Source organism: Paenibacillus brasilensis (assembly GCF_009363115.1).
Lineage (GTDB): Bacteria > Bacillota > Bacilli > Paenibacillales > Paenibacillaceae > Paenibacillus > Paenibacillus brasilensis.
In genome coordinates, this window is the sequence record NZ_CP045298.1 from 3,981,521 (window position 1) to 4,000,614 (window position 19,094).

The following is a 19,094-nucleotide window of genomic DNA, read 5'->3' on the forward strand; positions in this document are numbered from 1 at the left end:
AACCTTCAACTTCGCTTTTTTATGTGAGGTTGAAGGTTTTTCGCTTTTACAAGCCACGCTGTAGGAATCGGTCTGCATTTTTTATACTGGACCACAGATCAGAGCTTGCGCCGCCCGGATACCAGTAGGCGAAGCCTGCAAATCCTTCCTCCTGCCCCAATTGATACTTAAGGGTCAAGGATCGTCCTTCCTCCAGCCATAGCTTATGCAGCTGTGTGTCTTTGTAAGACACAGTATACTGCTGAACATCCTCATTCCACTTCGGTTTGGAGGAGGAACGGGACACTAGCTGATTTTGCTCATCTAGTGAAATATCAGAGGAAGCGACCGATTGGCCACTCGCATTGAGCGTCCAATTCCTTGTAAATAAAGGCAACGCCAATATGGCCTTACTGGGATCGGCAGTTTGCTCAAAGCGTCTCACGCTTTCACGGAGCCACGGTAATGAGGACACGGAGCCGGGAGTCGAGCTGCCTCCCCAATGCTCGTCGTATCCCATGAGGATCATATAGTCTGCCGCAGCACCTAGCTGCTTGTAATCAAAGGCGGCTGTCCAGTCCGTGCCGTAATCAGGCGATACGCAAATGGCCAGTACGGCATTCAGGCTTTTCAGCTTGGCTTTTAATTGCTGGATGAACAATGTGAGATTGGCTCGATCCTGACCATCCACATTTTCAAAATCAATGACAAGCCCGTCCAATTTATGGACAGATACGGCATTGGCAAGTTGGCTTATGGTTTTACTGCGTAAAGCCGCACTGGACAAAATTTGATGGGTCATCGTCAGATTGGAACGATTGCCGACCATAGCCCAGATTTTTTTATGATGCTGTTTGGACCAGGTGAGCAGTGACGAATTCGTATAGTCGCTGATCGTACCTGTTTCGTTCAGAAAAAACCAGCGTGGTGACAGAGTGTTCATGTTGGACTGCAGCACGGTGTTTTCAAACTGCTGAACGGTTTGGTCATATTGCCATCCTAGTCGGATAGAAGTGGCGGAGGAAGCGGTTGACCGAGCATGCTGCGTGGAATACGCCAGCAGACGTTCCAGTATGGCCGCTGTTTCTTCCCGGGTGAGGGAAGATGTGGGGTGAAAATACTTATTTTCACCTTTCATAAAGCCGTAACGATTCACGGTGGTTACAGCTTCAAGCGCCCAATCTGCAATCTCATCAGCATCTGTGAAAGAGGAAGTGGCTTCTCCTGATTCTCCCGAAGAGCGGATAAGACGTGCGATCATCAAGGCCGCTTCTTGCCGGGTTACAGGACTGTTCGGCTGGAATGTGGCGGACGTTCCTCCCTGAACGATATCAAGCTGGGAAGCAGCTTCGATCCAGCCGTAATACCACGCCTGTTTGGATACATCCCGATAGGAAGCAACGGCTGCCTTTACAGGCTCCAGACTGAGCATACGATCCAGTGCGGTAACCCACTCGGCTCTTGTAACTGCCTTCTTGGGGGAGAAGTAGCCGGGTTGTGTACCTGTCAAAATCCCTTTAGCGTGCAGGGAAATGATAGACTGATAGGCATAGCTGTGTGAAATATCCTGAAACGCTACGCCAGATGCTGCTGCCGGGGCAGCCAAATATGAAGTTGATGTAGTAAATATCGTTATGGCTGTCGTTGCTGCCAAGGTGAGCCGGGTTAACCAACGTGATCGCTTGGAACTCATACCAAATAACCTTCTTTTTTATGATAGATTGTAGATGCATTTGTCGTTACTCGACGAATAATACTATCAAAAATAGTAAAGTTATTCATTGCTAAATTGCTGGAAACACACCAAAAAACCCGCTACCTGTACGGTAAGCGGGGCTAGAATTGAATCTATGCTTTTTTGGCAAACATAATACCGATGGTCTGAGGTCCGCAATGACTCGATATGACGCACCCGGCTGTGGTTAACAGCACCTCTTGTGCCTTCGTTTCTTCCTTCAAACGAGCTTGCAGCATGAGCGCATCCTGCTCAGCCAAGGCATGTACAACAATGATGATGTCGTTATCCATCTGATCGCGCTGGTTCAGGGCATTTTGCAGCATCTGATCCAGTGCTTTTTCACGTTTGCCACGGACTTTGTATGCAGGTGTCATTTTTCCGTCAATGACTTTGATGACCGGACGAATTTTGAGCAGACTGCCGATCAGGTTTTGCATTCCTGAGCATCTGCCGCCTTTGTACAGGTATTCGAGTGTATCAATGACAAATTCCGTATCTATTAATGGTCGTGTTTTCGTCAGCATCTCTACAATTTGCTCTATCGTATTGCCATTTGCAGCCGCACGGGCAGCTTTCATCACAAGCAGGCCAAAGCCGCATGATAAATTCAGAGAATCAAAGACCGTGATGCGACCTTCCAGGAATTCAGAGGCAGCGAGCAGTGCATTTTGGTATGTCGAGGACAGCTCAGAAGACAGACTGATATATAGAATGTCGTCCCCTTGTTCTATGTAGGGTGCAAAGGCTTGAATAAAATCCGCTGGAGAAGGTGCGGCGGTGCGCGGCAATTGTCCCTCGCGGCTTACACGCTGAAATAATTGTTCCGGGTGAATGTTTACCCCGTCCTGTAATGCTTCATCACCAAACACGGTATACAATGGTACAATGCTAATCTCATATTGCTCGCGCCAATCGGAAGGAATATCACTGGTACTGTCCGCAAAAATTTTAATTTTGTTCATGACATAGAATCCTCTCTGCGTGATGCGGAAAAATTATAAAGATTGCACGGAGGAAGGATAAATATCCGCAGTGCTGTTCGGAATGGAAAGACCGATGGCAAGAAGTGCAATAAAACCCACAATAATGAGTGCATTAATGATCAATCCTGTGATAGCAAAGGCCTTCTTACGGTTTTTCAACGCGATTCCAATAATACCGACCACAAGTCCGCTACAATTCAACAACAGGCTGCCTAAAAAAATAAAAGGAAGCAGCGCCGTTCCGGTTTGTTGCAGAACAACTTCCGGATTCATCGTTTGATACTGGCTGAAATGAGCAAGCAGATTAATGATCATAATAGCCATAATAATATATCCGATCAGACTGACGAGCGACATAATAAAAGAAGCAATTCCGGGACCGGAATGCTTGAGCTTGACCGGAGGCTGGAACACAGGAGCTTCTGAAAAAACAGGATGCTCCTCAGACGCAGCAGGCTTTTGCAAATTAGGATCTTGATAATTCATTTTTTCAACTCCTTGAACATAGTCCGAACAGGTACTAATTTTCCACAAAATAAACAAAAAAGCAAGCCGCATTACACATTACCCTTCAAAAGACAGGGTTTAAACATCAAATTTTGTAGGAGATCTAACCATACGGGTTGGCTGGTAAACTTCAACCCGATTCGATAAAATAAGAAGAACATTCGGGTTAAAGAATAAGAAGCAAAGGAGTACATAAACATGCAACGTAGATGGATCATTGTGGGATCTATAATGATGCTGTTGGCAGTAGCCATTGGAGCGTTTGGAGCACATATTGTGAAAGCGCGAATCGACGCGGACGCTTTGGCCGTGTATGAAACAGGTGTAAAATATCATATGATTCACGCTGTCGGCTTGCTGATCATTGCATTGGCTGCCGGACAATGGGGGGCCTCGACCCGTTTAAGATGGGCAGCACGTCTGCTGTTGACGGGTATTATTTTGTTTTCCGGCAGCTTGTATGTGCTAAGTTTGACCGGAATCCGTATTTTGGGTGCTATCACCCCATTGGGGGGGATTTGTTTTATTGCAGGCTGGTTATTTCTGGCATGGGCTGCAATGGGGCTGAAGAAAGAGGGCTAGAGACTCGATTCTGGAATACGAAAAAAGAGAATTGGTGGAAAGACGTTACGTCTTTCCACCGATTCTCTTTTTTTCATACTTACTTTTTACTGCAAGGGATGTACAATTACGTTGTGATTTCATCAATTTCATTCATTTTAAAGGAGTACACCTGCTTCTCATCCACATGATACACACTCAGCAAGCTATTATCATGATCCAGGTTGAGTATGCGGCAGGGGATGCTGCGCTGTCCGCCATAACGATTCACAATTAAACGTACAAGCGTACTATCTTGTATATAGCGTTTGATCCATTCATATGTGCTAAGTTCTTGCTGTATTGCAGGCTTCGGCTGTGCATGGGTTTGTTTGATCTCTTGAACGGCAGCAGTTGACTTAGTCATAACTGCGGCAGACTTCCTTTTAGAGAACTTTTCTGCAAGCTTAGCGGCAGGGTCCGAGGAGTCGCTAGCAGACTGTTTTTTTAGATACAAAGCAGCTTCAATTAAATTACCAAGTTCAATGCCAGATTGAATCCGACTATCGGCAATTTGATCATGTTGGCTTAAGAGGTTAAGCAAGAACTGAAGGGCCTCTACGTTCGAACGACCTTTAACTAATACATCAACATTAAATAAATAACTGGTTTCGTCTTGATTTGATTCCTTTTTCATACATCCTCCAGCCCAAGCCCTGGGTATATAGTCTTTTGTAGTATCTATCAATATATCATTAAAATGCAATATGTCATAGTACCTTAGGCCCTGTTATTGGATATTAACAAAAATTCACTCTATATAAAGCCTCATACATCATTTAAAGCCCTATGCATAAAAATTTCTTGAGTATGCCCCTGAATTATAGGCTCCTGTATGTGTGAGCAACCAGATATAAATCAACCAAGTCCATTGTATACATATATTGAGAATAAATGAGGCGGAGGGTGAAATCAAGATATTTAAATTTTAAATATTTTACAGTTGGAAAAATAGGAAAAGACCCCTCAACAAAGGGGTCTTCAGCATATCCAAAATGTGGTGATATGATTGTGGTTGCTATCAAAGCGGAGTCGAATGTTATTCAAAACGGGATTCGTTTGATCCATATAGCACGCAGAACATTTCAATGTCCGAAAAAGGGCCGTCTGTACCCTTTGAAACAGACCCATAGACTCCTATATCCAGAAATTTGTCTTTACTCCCTAATATATCCATCTACACTTCAGCGTGGATTCAGTTTCACCTGTGAGCCCTTGCCGCCCGTCTGGATTCCAGTTTCCTTCATTCCGGCTTCCTTTAGGTCGACCAGCAGGCGCTCCAGCACTGCTTTGGCGACAAGAGCTTCCTTCGCGCCCGATGATTTGACAACCAACTGCACCGGCTTGCCGGAACGCAGATATTTGTCCGCCTGACGCAGCTTCGTATCGTAATCATGCTCCTCAATATGAGCAGTGAAGCGCAGTTCCTTGACCTTTTCTTTTCCGCTCTTTCCAACGGCTCTTCCGACATTCGTTTTGCGTGTTGCGGACTCTTTTTGCACGAGTGCTTTCCCTTTGCCCTTCGGAACAAGGCTGCAGGGCGGCGGACTGCTCATCAGTGAGGTACAGACCAGGTCCGCCCCTTTGGAGCGGGCCATAACCAAGGCTTCTGCCTTGGAGACTATACCGAACTGCTCCCCTCCGAGCCCAGTGAGCATCACCTCATCAGCCTTAATTTGCTCGTTGATTAATACTGCCACGTCAATGCAGCCTCCCTTAAAAACAATGATAAAGCTATCATATACGGAACCTGTTTACGATTCAATTTGGATTTTTGGCTCATGAGTAGCTGCACTTTTGCAAAAATATGCAGCTTATACTATTCGATAGAATCCTTATTGACAAAAATCACTAACCCCTATACTCTTTTACTGATAATGATAATCATTTTCTAATGAAACATATACATGCAGGGGTGAATAAGAGAGATGAAGAAGATGATAGATGGCTTATTGTTATTTATGGTTTTTGCTATTGTACTGGCAGGCTGCGGACAGGCGGGGGATACCTCAAAAACGGGGGCCAGTTCCGGATCGGAGCAGACAACCCAAGCAGCTGGCCCAGTAACGGTGCATGACGATCATGGAGAAGTCAAGCTGGACAAGCCGGCGGAGCGTGTCATTGTGCTCGAATGGACGTTTACCGAAGATCTGATTGCACTTGGGGTACAGCCTGTCGGCAATGCGGACAATGCAAACTACAAGCTGTGGGTGACGCCAGAGGCCAAACTGGCGGATTCCGCTACGGATATAGGTACACGGAGCGAGCCGAACCTGGAAGCAATCGCAGCGCTCAAGCCGGATCTTATTATCTCTAATGCAGACAATAATGCAGCCATCTATGCACAGCTTAAGGGGATCGCACCAACGATAGAATACGATCCTTATAAAGGGAACGGCTATGATTATGACCGCATGGTCGAAATCTTCAAGCAGATCGCTGTCGCTACCGGAAAAACCGAGCAGGCTGATAAAGTTCTAAGCGAACTTGACCAGCATTATGTGGAGGCAAAGGCTACATTGGAAAAAGCGGGAAAAGCGAACTTCCACTATGCGTTGACACAGGCCTTTACGGCTCAAAATGCTGCCAGTCTGCGAATGTTCAAGGATAATTCGGTTGTAGCGGGGACGCTGGCGAAAATCGGCATGGTGAACGACTGGCAGTCGGACAAGACCGAGAAATACGGCTTTAGCACCGTTGGCATTGAAGCTCTTCCAGCTGTACAGGACAGCAATTTTATCTATATTACGCAAAAAACGGACGATGTATTTGGAGCCGCCATGAAGACCAACTCGGTATGGAACGGACTGGATTTTGTCAAAGAAAAACGGACCTACCCACTGGACGGTACAACATGGACGTTCGGTGGCCCAATCTCATCCAAAGTGCTGGTTGATCAGGTAGTCGGAGCGCTGACGAAATGACCCGAGCAGGCGCAGGGGGTTTGTCGAAGACTTGGCGTGTAGCAAGCATCTTTGGGGGCGGCTTGGCCGTCCTTATTGTGCTTTTTTTTGTAAGCTTATGTTATGGAGAGACGTCAATACCGTTGCCTACGGTCATCGAGGCTTTGACCCAGCGTCAGAATACGCTGGACCATAATATGATTTGGGATCTGCGAATGCCACGCACGGTCATTGGAATCCTGGCTGGTGGTGCACTGGCAATTGCGGGTGCATTGCTACAGGCGATTACCAAAAATCCGTTGGCAGCTTCTGATACACTCGGAATCAACGCAGGTGCCTACTTTGTAGTTGTGCTGGGCACGGTGATGTTCCCTGGACTGCTGCATCAAGCGCCGTTTCTGTTCGCTGCTCTGGGCGGCCTGCTGGCGGCAGTGCTCGCTTACTTTATGGGTGGGGGGCGAACGGGGAGTCCGATTCGGCTGGCGCTTGCGGGCTTGATTGTATCTATAGTTCTCGGCTCGTTCACCGGAGCACTGCATATTTTTTATTCCTTTGAAACACAGGGGCTGTTTCTTTGGGGTTCCGGCTCGCTGGTGCAAAACGACTGGAGCGGCACGGCTTACGCTTGGCCCTGGGTCGTAGGGCTTTCTATGATTGCAGTTCTGCTGTCAAGGCAATTCGATGTGCTCGATCTGGATGAGTCCACATCCACGTCCCTTGGGCAAAAAGTGAGCTTGACACGGGCGGTGGGTATTGTATTGGCGGTACTGCTGTCGACAGTTACGGTAAGCGTCATCGGGCCTATCGGGTTTGTGGGGCTGGTTGCTCCGCATTTGGTACGTTTAAGCGGCCTGAAAATGCACCGTTGGATACTGCCGGGCTCTTTCCTGTGGGGAGCGCTGCTGTTAACGGGCGCTGACGTCCTGGCAAAAATGGTTCACCAATCAAGTATGAATCTGCCGACTGGAGCGATCATGGCATTGATTGGGGCTCCATGGCTAATTTGGCTGATTCTCTGGAAGATGAAGCTGCCTTCTGGCAGTGGCGGACATTCTTCTATGAATATAGGTGTCCGCTCACGGAAATTGCCGTTTGGCAGGCTGGCCACACTGTTCGCGTGCGGAGCTGTGCTGCTGACCGTATTCAGTCTGATGTTTGGGGGAATGCGTATTCCGGTAGGTGATCTGCTGTCCGGTCTGCTTGGCGGTGAGAATGCCAATTCGGCCTTGCTTCAGTTCCGTATTCCACGCACACTGGTGGCGGCTGGGGCTGGCATCGCGATTTCGGTCAGCGGCGTTTTGATTCAATTGGCTGTGCGTAATCCGTTAGCCGATGCCTCGATCATCGGGGTTTCTTCAGGAGCCGGATTCGGCGCACTTGCAGTGATTATCGTCTGGCCGAGTTTGCCCGTGTATATGCTGCCAATCGCGGCAATCGTCGGAGCGACAATCTCGGCGGCGGTGATTTTCTTTCTGTCCTGGAACAAGCAACTGAACCCATCTGTTGTAATATTACTTGGCATTGCCGTATCGGCGATCGGATCAGCCGGAATACAGGTGTTGATCATTCAGGGCTCACTGTGGGGCAGCACGGGTTATATCTGGCTGACGGGAAGTACCTACGCCCGAAGCTGGGGACAGGTGACGACGATTCTGAGCTTTCTACTTGTGCTGCTGCCAGTAGCCTGGTGGCTGGCTCGTCGCTTCGATCTTTTGGTATTTGACGATAGCAGCGCCATGGGGCTGGGGCTTCCAGTGCGCCGCACTCGGCTGCTGGCGATGGCAGTAGGCGTACTGCTGGCAGGGGGAGCGGTAGCCTGCGTGGGTACGATCGGCTTCATCGGGTTGATTGCTCCGCATATCGTGCGCACGCTGATCGGGCACCATGTACGCCGATCCATTATTTTATCAAGCATTTTGGGAGCGGTAATGCTGGTGCTGGCAGACACGATTGGACGGACGGTGCTCGCACCGACGGAGATTCCTTCTGGACTGCTGATCGCCCTGATTGGTGCGCCTTATTTCCTGTACTTGATGTATCGCTCCAATAAGAGTAAGTCATTGTAATGGAAGATGTACATGAACAGGCTGTTTCCAAGCGGATTTTCCGTAGGGAAGCAGCCTTTATTATTTATTTTCCTATGGAATCATCTGAATTTTATATTTACAAATCTAATAAAGTAGATATAATGTGGTTTATGGAACCGTCATTGATTTATAAAGCATTGTCAAACGAAACTCGTCGTCTAATTATGCTGTGGTTAAAAAAACCAGAAGAGTTTTTTGATGAACAGGCTTATCTAAAACAAGGGCTTAATTTTCAAATTGGCGTATGTGTGGGAGATATTCAGGCTAAAGCGGGACTTGCTCAGTCTGTGATTTCAAGTTATTTATTAACGATGCAAAAATCCGGTTTGTTAGAGTCTGAGCGTATTGGGAAGTGGACGTACTATCGTCGGAATGAAAAAACAATACAGCAATTTGCCGAGTACATCCAAAAGGAACTATAAACAAAAAGGAGGTTTTTTTTCATATAATATATCTACAAATCTATATATATAATTTAATTGGAGGCTTATACTTAAAATGAAAAAGGTTAACCCGTTACTTATTATCATTCTGGCTTTAGGTGTATTTGGCATTATAACAACGGAAATGGGAATTATAGGTGTCCTCCCCCAAGTAACTCAAAAATTTAATGTATCAACTTCCCAGGCTGGCTGGCTCGTCAGTATATTTTCTTTCGTTGTTGCCATTTCAGGTCCGTTTTTGACCTTACTTGTTTCTGGCATGAATCGTAAAGTCATTCTATTAACCGCTGTATTCTGTTTTGTCATTTCCAATATAGTCTATGCCTATACCACTCATTTTGAGGTAATGCTTATTTTTCGTGTTCTCCCTGCTATTTTTCATCCAGTCTTTTTTTCGGTTGCCCTCGTGACCGCATCTAATCTTGTCCCCTCTGAAAATAGCAGTAAAGCCGTCACGAAGGTTTTCGCTGGAATTACGGCAGGTTTTGCTTTTGGCGTGCCGTTGACTTCTTATCTTGCTGAAAGGATATCGTTACAGGCTGCTTTTTTGTTTGGAGCTGTCGTAAGCTTGATTGCATTTGTAGGAATCCTCGTTTGGCTTCCTTCCCTGCCTGTTCAGGAAAAGATGTCTTATGGAAAGCAGCTTGGTATACTACGTAAACCTCAATTGTGGTTCAACATTATGACTGTTATTTTTATCTTTGCAGCTATGTTTTCGGTGTATAGCTTCTTTGCTGAATATCTTGGACAAGTAACCCTAATGAACGGGTCATGGATCAGTATCATGTTGATGGTTTTTGGAACCATTATGATTTTTGGAAACTTTTTATTTGGAGGATTTTTACATGAAGATTTGACAAAGACCGTCATCATCTTCCCTTTGCTATATATGGTCATTTACATATTCACTTATGCTCTGGGTGCTTCTTTCCTACCGATGATTGTGGTTGTGCTCATTTGGGGGGCCGTGCATTCCGGGGGGCTTATTATTAGTCAAACATGGTTAACTACAGAAGCGAAAGAAGCTCCGGAGTTCGGTAACAGCCTGTTTGTCTCATTTTCTAATCTTGGTATTACGGTAGGGGCTGCTCTGGGTGGGTGGTTTATTTCTCACTTGGGAATACACCAGCTCATCTGGAGCGGAATGATGTTTGCATTACTAGCCTTCTTATCCATTATCATAAAAATAAAAATGTTCAATTCGAATGCAGAGGAAGTTAACGTGCGTTAAAATATGGAGAGACATTAGAAGAGTACTCTACATTATGACCATAAAATGATGGATGGGGTGATGTTGATTGCATTTCGTATGGAGTAATATTGTAATTACCCTCTTAATCTTCGGGGGCATTTTGGCGTTGTTCATCTGGGGAGTGATTTCCTTTATAAAGCGTTTTCGCTGATCGTAATGAATGCTCCAATGACCATTGGAATGGACATGGATGTGTTACTTCGATTCAAGACATTAGATGTAAATGCCAAACTTCGGAGCGATTTAAAGGCTGATCAATAACAACTGCATTCATCTCATTCAGGCTGGGATGAATGCTAAATTGAACATGAACTGGGAAGCAAAATAAATTATTTTTATATGGGAGGATGAATGAATTGAAATTAAGAGAAGTGCTTTTAGGCACACACAGTTTCGAAGCGTTGAAAGCTTTTTACGGTTCTCTCTTGGATATGGAAATTGTGGAGGAGAGCCCTTTACGTTTATCGTTTCGAGTAGGAGAATCAGTTCTTGCTTTTCAGGAATCCCCCCACATGAAAAATGAGTTCTATCACGTTGCGTTTATGATTCCAACCAATAAGTTCATAGAGGCAAAACAATGGCTCATTAACCGGGGAATCCCGTTGGTTTCAAGAAGCGGAGAAGATGAATTTTTCTTCGAACACTGGAATGCCACTGCAATGTATTTCTATGATCCCGATCATAATCTTGTCGAGTTCATCGCTCACCATACACTCGACAATGCGGCCGTTGAAGCTTTCGAGCCCGATTCCCTGCTTCGAATAAGCGAGATTGGTCTGCCGGTCGATAATGTCCCGGAAGTATCCAGAAAAATCACAGAAATGTTTCAGCTTGAATCTTGGGGAGGGGCCGGACAGCAATTCACCCCACTAGGGGAAGTGGAAGGTTTATTTATAGTTGTTGACAAGCAGCGGCCTTGGTTTCCTGATGATCGGATTCCGACCCTTTCCAGCATCAGTATCTTGTTTGAAGGACCATGTTCTGCCGGTCTTTCACTTCATAATGGTTTGTATGAATTGAGATCAAACTGAGTTAGGGCTTCGTAATATATATATAAGCTGAACTTAAGAGCTTCATATAGTGCACTGCGCAGACGGATAGTGCTTCCCATCGCCACCACCCTCGGATTTCTGGAATAAAGCCTGCGATAGGCGGAAATCCGGGGACCATAATACATTCAGGAGAGAATAAATGAATATTAGACTGCTTAATTCAAATGAAAATTATCCGATAGAGCTTTTGTTACTAGCTGATCCTTCTCGCCAACTAGTTGAGGAATATTCAAAAAAAGGGGATTGTTTTGTAGCAGAGATTGACCGTCATATTGTTGGAGTCTATGTTCTATTACCCACAAGACCTGAAACAGTTGAGCTAGTGAATATAGCAGTATCAGAAGGAATGCATGGTCAAGGAATAGGCAGACAATTAGTGACACATGCAATTGAAACAGCTAGAACTCAAGGTTATAAAACGATAGAAATTGGTACAGGAAACTCTAGCATTGGGCAGTTAGCCCTCTATCAAAAATGTGGCTTTAGAATTGTCGGTGTGGATCTAGATTTCTTTATCAGACACAATTATCCAGAGGAAATTTATGAGAATGGTATACAGTGTAGAGATATGATCCGTATGTCTCAAGATTTATAAAGCCAATTTCTATGTTAACCATCCAAAAAGGGAGCTTAAGTAAGGTTCTGAAAGGTATATGATGATGTTCCAAATGATGGTACAATGAATTGCGGAAAGGCTATACAATCATCGGATTGGAATAGTCCTTTTTTAATGAGTTGATGTCCTAACAAGTTCCTGATAAGGGGTGGTTATTTTGTACAATTCAACCACGATACTCACCGAGATAATGAAGCATATGAAAGATCATGAATTAATTCTAAGCGAGCTGGCCCGAGAAGCAGGAATGAATCCGGGTACCATGAGCAGTGTTATTAATGGGAATCGCACTCTGTCAGTGGATCAGCTAGATCGAATTACAAAAGCGATGGGGTATCCTGTCGGCTATTACTACGAACGTTATGTGTCAGAGTATTTAGCAGAGGCTAATCCAAATTGGCGTCGAATGAGTCCTTTTCTACATAATTGTGCGAAATTAAATAAACTGGATTGTATTCATGAAGTTGTAAATTTATTGATGGATAAACTGGGTTATTCAGAATCCTTATTTGAGCTTGCAGAAGAACTATTTTATGAAAAGATGTATCAGTCAGCAGCCATACTGTATGAAAATGTGGCTTTAAGTGAAAAGAAACAATACTCAGAACGTTTGGCTATGTGTCAGTATCGTTTGTTCCAAACGAGACAAGGAGACAACCAAGAGAAAAACTATGAAGCGGCGGTTCAATTTGAAATATATGTTGAACGGTTAGATGAGATAGATCAGCTAGAGGCGTTAAAAGATTTGGCGAATACATATCGTTCGTTAAGAAAATGGGACAAAGTAGAACTATTCGCTAAAGCACTAGGAGATAAGGCTAAAATTCAATACAAAATCGAGCAACAACGGCAGCATGTGAAAAAAGAGAATTCGAGGAAACCGAATTTTCCTTTGTTTGCTTATTGGGCATTCTCGCATTTACTTCGTGCACAAGCCTGTGACGAGAGGAAAGACTATGAAAAGGGACTGCAGCATATTAAAAAATATGCTGATTTAAGCTGGGTAACGGATACAGATGAGGAAACTTTGAAGTGGAAAAATAAATATGAAGACTGGGCGGTAGTAAATGCATATGTAAATAAGCTTCTTTCTGGTGAAAAGAGTGTACTTCCCAATTACGTAGCTTATATTTCTTCAAGAAAAGACGAAGTGCTTCCCGCACTTGATAATATCCTTGAGGCGGCTAACCGATACCATTTTGATGTGGACGAGATTCTACAACAATTCGAGGCGGACATTTCATTTTATCTGGAGGAACAGAAAGTTGAAAGTTTTTATACCCAACGCTTTATAACAGAACGTTTTATGCATTTTTCAATGGAATTAACAGTTTACTATTTGACCAAAGGAAGATTTTTTGATGGCTTTCGATTTTTATTAAATTGCTTGGAAAAATCTACATTAAGTAATAATAAATCGTACATAATTAAATGTATGAGGCTGTATGAGTTTTATCAGGAATATGCATCATCTGAGACGAAGACAGCTTACAGAAATTTGATTCATAAGGTGGATGCAGATGAAGCCAAGAATAATTCTGACCTTTTAAGCAAGTAGCTTAATGCTGATAACGATAGTGACTGTCCCTTTACATTTTCACAATCAAGGATCTGGCTATCATCCGAGTCACCATGGCGAAATGTAAGTATGCCTAAAGGGAGTAAAATGTTTTAATTTCAACTCAATTATTGGAGCAGAAAGCAAAGCAACAAACCATAGAATCATGGAGAAGGCTAGATGGAATGATCCGTCTAGGCTTTTTTTATACCGTTTGTTTTCCTGTACATGCACCATAAAGTAGCCGGGAATACATAGGGCAAGTATAGGAATAAAGAATCAAATTCATGTCGTATTGTGGAATATATTGTTTTTACTGTAGATAATAAGCAAAATAGTCGGTATATTGATAGGGGGATATTCCCAATGAAAAGGAGGAGTCGTTGAGAACAAAACGAAACCTGCAATGTCTCTGTTGGCCCTTTAAGTCTGGTGAATGCGTTTGAACTTGTCGGGCATCAAAATACGGACAATGATTATAGCAATTTTCTATTAGTTCAGGATGGATTATAAGATTTCCAAATTTCCTAAAAGGGGTGTTAACCTTGAAAAAACTATTAGCTTCCAAGAAAAAACTTTTTTCTATGGTCGGAATATTATCTATTGCCGTGATTTCTATTAGTTCAACTTCTTTTGCAACTAGTTTTACCGGAGGGAGAAGCTCAGCCAATTTTAATGCCTATTATGATTCCTCTGTTTCTACGAATGGCTATACGGGTGCCTATGATACCGCCCGTTCTGATTGGAACGCTGCGTCTGGGTCAGTAAATATTGGCAAAACGACATCGACGAGTGGGAACCCGGACAGATATTATGTCGGTTCTACAGCTACTTCTGGTTTATTGGGATTGACAACTCCGTATAAAACATCTGGTGGCGTTGCAGGTGTAAGCGATCAATGGGCATATGCTACGGTGGTGATTTATCATAACCAGATGCAGGCTTACGGTATGAATTCCGTACAGAAAACCTCCAACGCAACGCATGAGATCGGTCATACGTTATCTCAGGCGCATCCATCAACCTCTAGTAGTTCTGTTATGAAACAAGGTATACAGTCTATCGGTGTTCAACCCTATGACAAGCAATCCTTAATTGCTAAGTGGGGAAACTAATGAGCGTAAACACTAATTTGGGGAAGGGGTACTGTTATGACTTTTAATAAAAAAATAAAGTTGGGTATTTCTGTATTAGCGATAGGAGGATTCATTGCTTCTGGGAGTCTTTTTTTTACATCTACGAACGCGGCTCCAAAACTTTCAGAACTGAATACGCCAAGAATCTCATTGGAAGCTTCTTATATTGATTACAAAACGGTAAGCGAATTGGACTCAAATGCAGAGCTTATTGTGATTGGGACTCCTTTACAAGGGTTTGATGATCGACAACATATCGTTACAAGCTTTGATGATGGTACTCTACAAGACTTTTATACGCTTACGAATATAAAAATGGATAAAGTGATTAAATCACCCGAAGGGTCTTCATTAAACCTAGATGAGCCTTTGTCTATCGTGGAACCGATTTCTTATATTGATGACGCTGGAGGCAAGAAAAAAATAGCATATGAGGATTATACAGAATTAAAGCAAAATGAAAAAAGCATTATTTTTCTCAAAAAAAATACACAAGGACAGTATAGCGTAATCAATATGGATCTTGGCAAGTTTGCTATTGAGCCATCATCTCAATCTCCCAGTTCTTCGGTGGATAAACAAGACTCCAAAGAACAATTTAGAGAATCTGTGCTAGAGAAATATGGATTGAAATAAAACCAAAAAAGACCTGTTCTTTGAATGAATGAACTGTGACCCTATTTGTGGACACATAAAAGAAAAGAGTTAGATTATGCTGTTAATAGATGGTTCCTGTATTCATCAGGAGTCATCTTTTTTAATGTCCATTGATACCGATCGGTGTTGTAGTAATCCATGTATTCATTAATGCGTGCCCGTAATTCCTGGAGAGTAACGCTGTCCCTATACTCGAGTTCATCCTTCATATGACCGAAGAAAGACTCCATGGAGGCATTGTCCCAGCAGTTACTCTTTCGCGACATGGACTGCTGGAAGCCTATCTCTTTAACTCGAGCTTGGAACCTCGGATTCGCGTAGTGAAAACCTTGGTCAGAATGGATGATGGCTTCGGGGTGAATGTTGCCATCCAGTCGTTGAATCAACCTGTCCAAGGTTCGATCTACGATCGTCATTTCTAAGGACGAGGATACATAATGAGCAAGAATCTGTTTGCTTGCACCGTCCTTTACACAGGACAAATACGCGCATTGCCCCTGACCATAGTGCAGGTATGTGATGTCTGTGAGAAAGACTTTCTCCGGCTCGCCCTGGTCAAACTGACGTTTAAGGTGATTAGGGAGTGTCTGGTGCTCTTGTGTGGCCTTTGCAAGCTTACGGTACGGATTGGCCTGGCGTATCTTGGCCACCAACCCGTATTTACGCATGATACGGCGAATTTTCTTATGGTTCATGATGACGCCACTCTTATGCTCCAAGCACATTTTTAAAACAAGTGCTCCCACTTTCCCATTACGTTTTTCAAAATGTTCCCTGATGAGTAACAGATCCTGTTCGTCCGCTTCTTCTCTCAGCTGTCGTGCTTGTTCAGCGGCTAACCACCGGTAGTACCCGCTTTTACTGACATTCGCCATCTTACAAAGATGATGAGTCATCTTCTCAAGTTGATGCTTACGGAGGGTACGATTGATGAGTTCGAAGCGCTCAGAGGGTGTCAGCGTTGGTTCTGCTGGGCTTGTCTCTCGAGCGCCTCGAGCTTTTTTAGGAAGTCGTTCTCCGCTTCCAGAAGCTTTATACGTGCCGCAGCTTGTGCAAGCTTCTTCTCCATCGACTGTTCTGCTGCGGGCCTTCCCGTGCTGCCTTTTCCTCGTTGCTCTTCCAGAAGACCTGCTTCACCTTGAGAAGCAAAGGTTTTTCTCCAACGTTTTAAGCATCTATTCGGATTCTCCCGTCCGATCATATCTAAGTTGAATCCTGCCTCCCTGAAGATTTCCGCAGGAGTTTTCCCCTCCTGATAGGCCTTTAGAGCTGCCAACTTGAATGTGGGTTGGTAAGCAATAGAACGCTCTGTAATATGCAATACGTTAGCATGATCCTCCATCTGGCGGATCTGACTTTCACTAAACCTTTGTTCACCGGTAGCCAACGGTTCCCCATTTTGTATCCCCAACCTTTCGTGTATATCGATTATAAACGCAAAGAGACCCGAGAGAGGTCGCTTTTTTTTCAAAGTGTCCATCTTTCGGGTCACAGTTCATGAAACCAAAGAACAGGTCTTTTTTAGTCAGTTTTTAGTTTTCATGAGTAATTTTTTTATTGAATTTGTGGAGTTGACTGATAGCTTATATGCAGTATAGGGATCTTTCTTATTTATATACATTGCATTGCTAGTCGAATCGTTGGGGTTAACCCATAAATAATAAGACTCTTCAGTTCCATCCTTTTGGAAAGTAAGTTCGTAATTTGGAGAAGCTATATTAACAATACCTGATATTTTTTCTGATGTATTCATTGCATTGATAAAGATATTAGTGTCAGTTTTATCCTTGAATGTAGCAAGTACATCTTTTTTAGTTAGCTGTTGTAGTGTTGTGTCCTTTTGTAGTTTATAAACGATTAGCGTCTCCTGTTCCTGCGCTCTTTGAGCAATAACTTCTTTTTCTGCGTTAGAGCTGTAAGTGGTTATTAACAACAGCACGATAGTCAAAAATAAGATTCTACTTTTCCGCATAATAAGAGCTACCCCCTTTCTTGACTTTACCTATTTGCTTTATAGACGATCTATATTGGAAAAATGTTTCAGTTTGAAAAAATAGAAGGGCCTATAGCCCCGAATAGGTATCTAAAGTAAATAACTGAAAGGTATATGGCTTTGTTCCAAAAGATGGTAAAATTATGGGTGATAGAATGATTTATTCAACTACATATGGCGAGTCTACGTTGAAAGGGTGGTTTATTCATGGGAATCACACTTACGATTAGAGCAGAATTAGAACAATATCTAAAACAAAATCGCTTGAGTATGACCGAGTTTGGACACATCATTGGTTTAAATGTAGGTACGGTTAGCAGTATCGTTACTGGAAATCGTATTTTATCCGTTAACCAATTGGATCGCATTACTGCCGGGATGCAATTACCACCAGACTATTTTTATGATCGTTATATTGAAGAATGTATCGTAGGAGAACCGCTCAATTGGCGAAGAATTAGCCCTTTTTTGTACGGATGCGTGGAGCATGACCGACTTGATTGCTTGCAGCGCGTTGTATTTCTGCTATTGGATAATCCTAAATATTTGCCATCGCTCTTTGAAGTTGCTGAAAATGTATACAAAGACGGTTACAATGAAGCAGCGGCGTTCCTGTACGAAAATGTAGCAGTAAGCGAGAAGAATCAACATTCGGATAATTTTGCAGTTTGCCAGTATCGATTGTTTACGATTCGTATTGGAGACGATCAAGAGAAAAACTATGATGCAGCTGTTCAATTTGAGCCTTACGCTGAACGGTTAGATGAGATAGATCAGTTAGAGGCGTTAAAAGATTTGGCGAATACATACCGTTCGTTACGAAAATGGGATAAAGTAGAACTATTCGCTAAAGCTATGGGAGACAAGGCTAAAATTCAATACAAACTGGAGCAGCAGCGACACCCTGTGAACAAAGACAATTCGAAGAAACCCAATTTTCCGTTGTTTGCTTATTGGGCATTCTCCCATTTACTTCGTGCAGAAGCTTGTGAAGGGAGGAAAGACTACGAGCAAGCACTTCAGCACACTTATGCTTACGCCGATTTGAGTTGGGTGAATGCTACGGATGAAACTGCTTTGAAGTGGAAGAGGCAATATGAAGACTGGGCAGTAGTGAATACGTTTTTAATTAAGCTTCTTTCTGGCGACAAGAGCGTTCTTCCCAATTATGTAAATTATATTTCTTCAAGAAAAGATGAAGTTCTTCCTGCACTTGATATTATTCTTAGGGCGGCAAATCGGTATCATTTTGATGTAGATGTTATTTTAAAGCAATTTGAAGGAGAAATTGTCTCTTTTCTGGAGCAGAAAAAAGTGGAAGGGTTGTATACTCAACGATTCACAACGGAGCGATATACTCATTTCTCAAGGGAATTGGCAATCTATCTTTTGCGTAAGGGGAGGTTTTCAGACGGCTTCGCATTTTTGTTCAGCTGTTTGGAAAGGTCTGCTGAAGCTAATAATAAAATACAAGCAATCAGATGTATGAGGTTGTTTACACATTTTAAAGAACATGCATCAGCTCATACGAAGGCAGTCTATGGAAATCTGATTAAAGTGGTTAACGAAGATGAAGAGTAAGTTTATCAA

At 43.4% G+C, this 19,094-nt stretch carries 18 protein-coding genes and 1 pseudogene; 11 read left to right on the forward strand and 8 right to left on the reverse strand.

The annotated features are described in order from the left end of the window. Positions 1-46 precede the first annotated feature (46 nt). The 3 genes from GCU48_RS18900 to GCU48_RS18910 form a co-directional block, all read right to left on the reverse strand. Complete coding sequence (locus GCU48_RS18900; protein WP_152381076.1) at positions 47-1,672, reverse strand: S-layer homology domain-containing protein; 1,626 nt, start codon at positions 1,670-1,672, stop codon at positions 47-49. Between the two features lie 155 nt (positions 1,673-1,827). Beyond that, a complete protein-coding gene (locus GCU48_RS18905; RefSeq protein WP_152381077.1) occupies positions 1,828-2,679 on the reverse strand; it encodes a DegV family protein in 852 nt (283 codons plus the stop codon). Between the two features lie 33 nt (positions 2,680-2,712). After that, complete coding sequence (locus tag GCU48_RS18910) at positions 2,713-3,186, reverse strand: hypothetical protein (protein WP_152381078.1); 474 nt, start codon at positions 3,184-3,186, stop codon at positions 2,713-2,715. Positions 3,187-3,405: 219 nt separating this feature from the next. Here GCU48_RS18910 and GCU48_RS18915 point away from each other — a divergent pair, with 219 nt between their 5' ends. Beyond that, positions 3,406-3,789 carry a DUF423 domain-containing protein gene (locus GCU48_RS18915; protein WP_025715944.1) on the forward strand — a complete coding sequence of 128 codons (384 nt, stop codon included), beginning with the start codon at positions 3,406-3,408 and terminating at the stop codon, positions 3,787-3,789. Positions 3,790-3,895: 106 nt separating this feature from the next. Here the strand turns inward: GCU48_RS18915 and GCU48_RS18920 are convergent, their stop codons facing one another. From GCU48_RS18920 to infC, 3 genes and pseudogenes are all read right to left on the reverse strand, one after another. After that, on the reverse strand, positions 3,896-4,444 hold the full coding sequence (locus GCU48_RS18920; RefSeq protein ID WP_152381079.1) for a hypothetical protein: 549 nt from the start codon (positions 4,442-4,444) through the stop codon (positions 3,896-3,898). Positions 4,445-4,858: 414 nt separating this feature from the next. After that, positions 4,859-4,954: pseudogene (locus GCU48_RS29325) on the reverse strand (nucleotidyltransferase family protein); the annotation flags it as partial. 37 nt (positions 4,955-4,991) lie between these two features. Further along, positions 4,992-5,507, reverse strand: a complete 516-nt coding sequence (gene infC / locus GCU48_RS18925) for a translation initiation factor IF-3 (RefSeq protein WP_152381080.1) — start codon at positions 5,505-5,507, stop codon at positions 4,992-4,994. Between the two features lie 228 nt (positions 5,508-5,735). Here infC and GCU48_RS18930 point away from each other — a divergent pair, with 228 nt between their 5' ends. From GCU48_RS18930 to GCU48_RS18975, 9 genes are all read left to right on the forward strand, one after another. Next, positions 5,736-6,731 (forward strand): ABC transporter substrate-binding protein, encoded by a 996-nt coding sequence (locus tag GCU48_RS18930; RefSeq protein WP_152381081.1) that lies wholly within the window; start codon positions 5,736-5,738, stop codon positions 6,729-6,731. Then, a complete protein-coding gene (locus GCU48_RS18935) occupies positions 6,728-8,776 on the forward strand; it encodes an iron ABC transporter permease (protein WP_152381082.1) in 2,049 nt (682 codons plus the stop codon). The genes GCU48_RS18930 and GCU48_RS18935 overlap by 4 nt, the downstream gene beginning before the upstream one ends. Before the next feature lie 131 nt (positions 8,777-8,907). Continuing rightward, positions 8,908-9,219 carry an ArsR/SmtB family transcription factor gene (locus GCU48_RS18940; protein WP_025715949.1) on the forward strand — a complete coding sequence of 104 codons (312 nt, stop codon included), beginning with the start codon at positions 8,908-8,910 and terminating at the stop codon, positions 9,217-9,219. 76 nt (positions 9,220-9,295) lie between these two features. After that, positions 9,296-10,471 carry an MFS transporter gene (locus tag GCU48_RS18945; protein WP_152381083.1) on the forward strand — a complete coding sequence of 392 codons (1,176 nt, stop codon included), beginning with the start codon at positions 9,296-9,298 and terminating at the stop codon, positions 10,469-10,471. A 368-nt stretch (positions 10,472-10,839) separates the two neighbouring features. Next, positions 10,840-11,523, forward strand: coding sequence for a VOC family protein (locus GCU48_RS18950; protein WP_244315765.1), 684 nt, complete (start codon positions 10,840-10,842; stop codon positions 11,521-11,523). Positions 11,524-11,683: 160 nt separating this feature from the next. Further along, on the forward strand, positions 11,684-12,139 hold the full coding sequence (locus tag GCU48_RS18960) for a GNAT family N-acetyltransferase (protein WP_025715952.1): 456 nt from the start codon (positions 11,684-11,686) through the stop codon (positions 12,137-12,139). A gap of 220 nt (positions 12,140-12,359) precedes the next feature. Beyond that, positions 12,360-13,718 (forward strand): helix-turn-helix domain-containing protein, encoded by a 1,359-nt coding sequence (locus tag GCU48_RS18965; protein ID WP_370881012.1) that lies wholly within the window; start codon positions 12,360-12,362, stop codon positions 13,716-13,718. Positions 13,719-14,254: 536 nt separating this feature from the next. Beyond that, complete coding sequence (locus tag GCU48_RS18970) at positions 14,255-14,833, forward strand: hypothetical protein (RefSeq protein WP_244315766.1); 579 nt, start codon at positions 14,255-14,257, stop codon at positions 14,831-14,833. A 36-nt stretch (positions 14,834-14,869) separates the two neighbouring features. Next, positions 14,870-15,490: a hypothetical protein gene (locus GCU48_RS18975; protein WP_152381087.1), complete on the forward strand. Its 621-nt coding sequence runs from the start codon at positions 14,870-14,872 to the stop codon at positions 15,488-15,490. Between the two features lie 74 nt (positions 15,491-15,564). On the opposite strand, the gene GCU48_RS18980 is transcribed toward GCU48_RS18975, so the two are convergent. Further along, a protein-coding gene (locus tag GCU48_RS18980; RefSeq protein ID WP_152382207.1) for an IS3 family transposase occupies positions 15,565-16,853 on the reverse strand; the annotation gives its coding sequence in 2 pieces (ribosomal slippage) (positions 15,565-16,526 and positions 16,526-16,853; 1,290 coding nt in all). Positions 16,854-17,036: 183 nt separating this feature from the next. Then, entirely contained in the window at positions 17,037-17,483 is a 447-nt protein-coding gene (locus GCU48_RS18985; RefSeq protein ID WP_152381088.1) for a YhfM domain-containing protein, read from the reverse strand. 228 nt (positions 17,484-17,711) lie between these two features. On the opposite strand from GCU48_RS18985, the gene GCU48_RS18990 reads away from it, so the two are divergent. After that, the gene (locus GCU48_RS18990) at positions 17,712-19,085 is read left to right on the forward strand and encodes a helix-turn-helix domain-containing protein (protein ID WP_152381089.1); all 1,374 of its coding nucleotides are present in this window, start codon (positions 17,712-17,714) and stop codon (positions 19,083-19,085) included. The last annotated feature ends 9 nt before the right edge of the window (positions 19,086-19,094 follow it).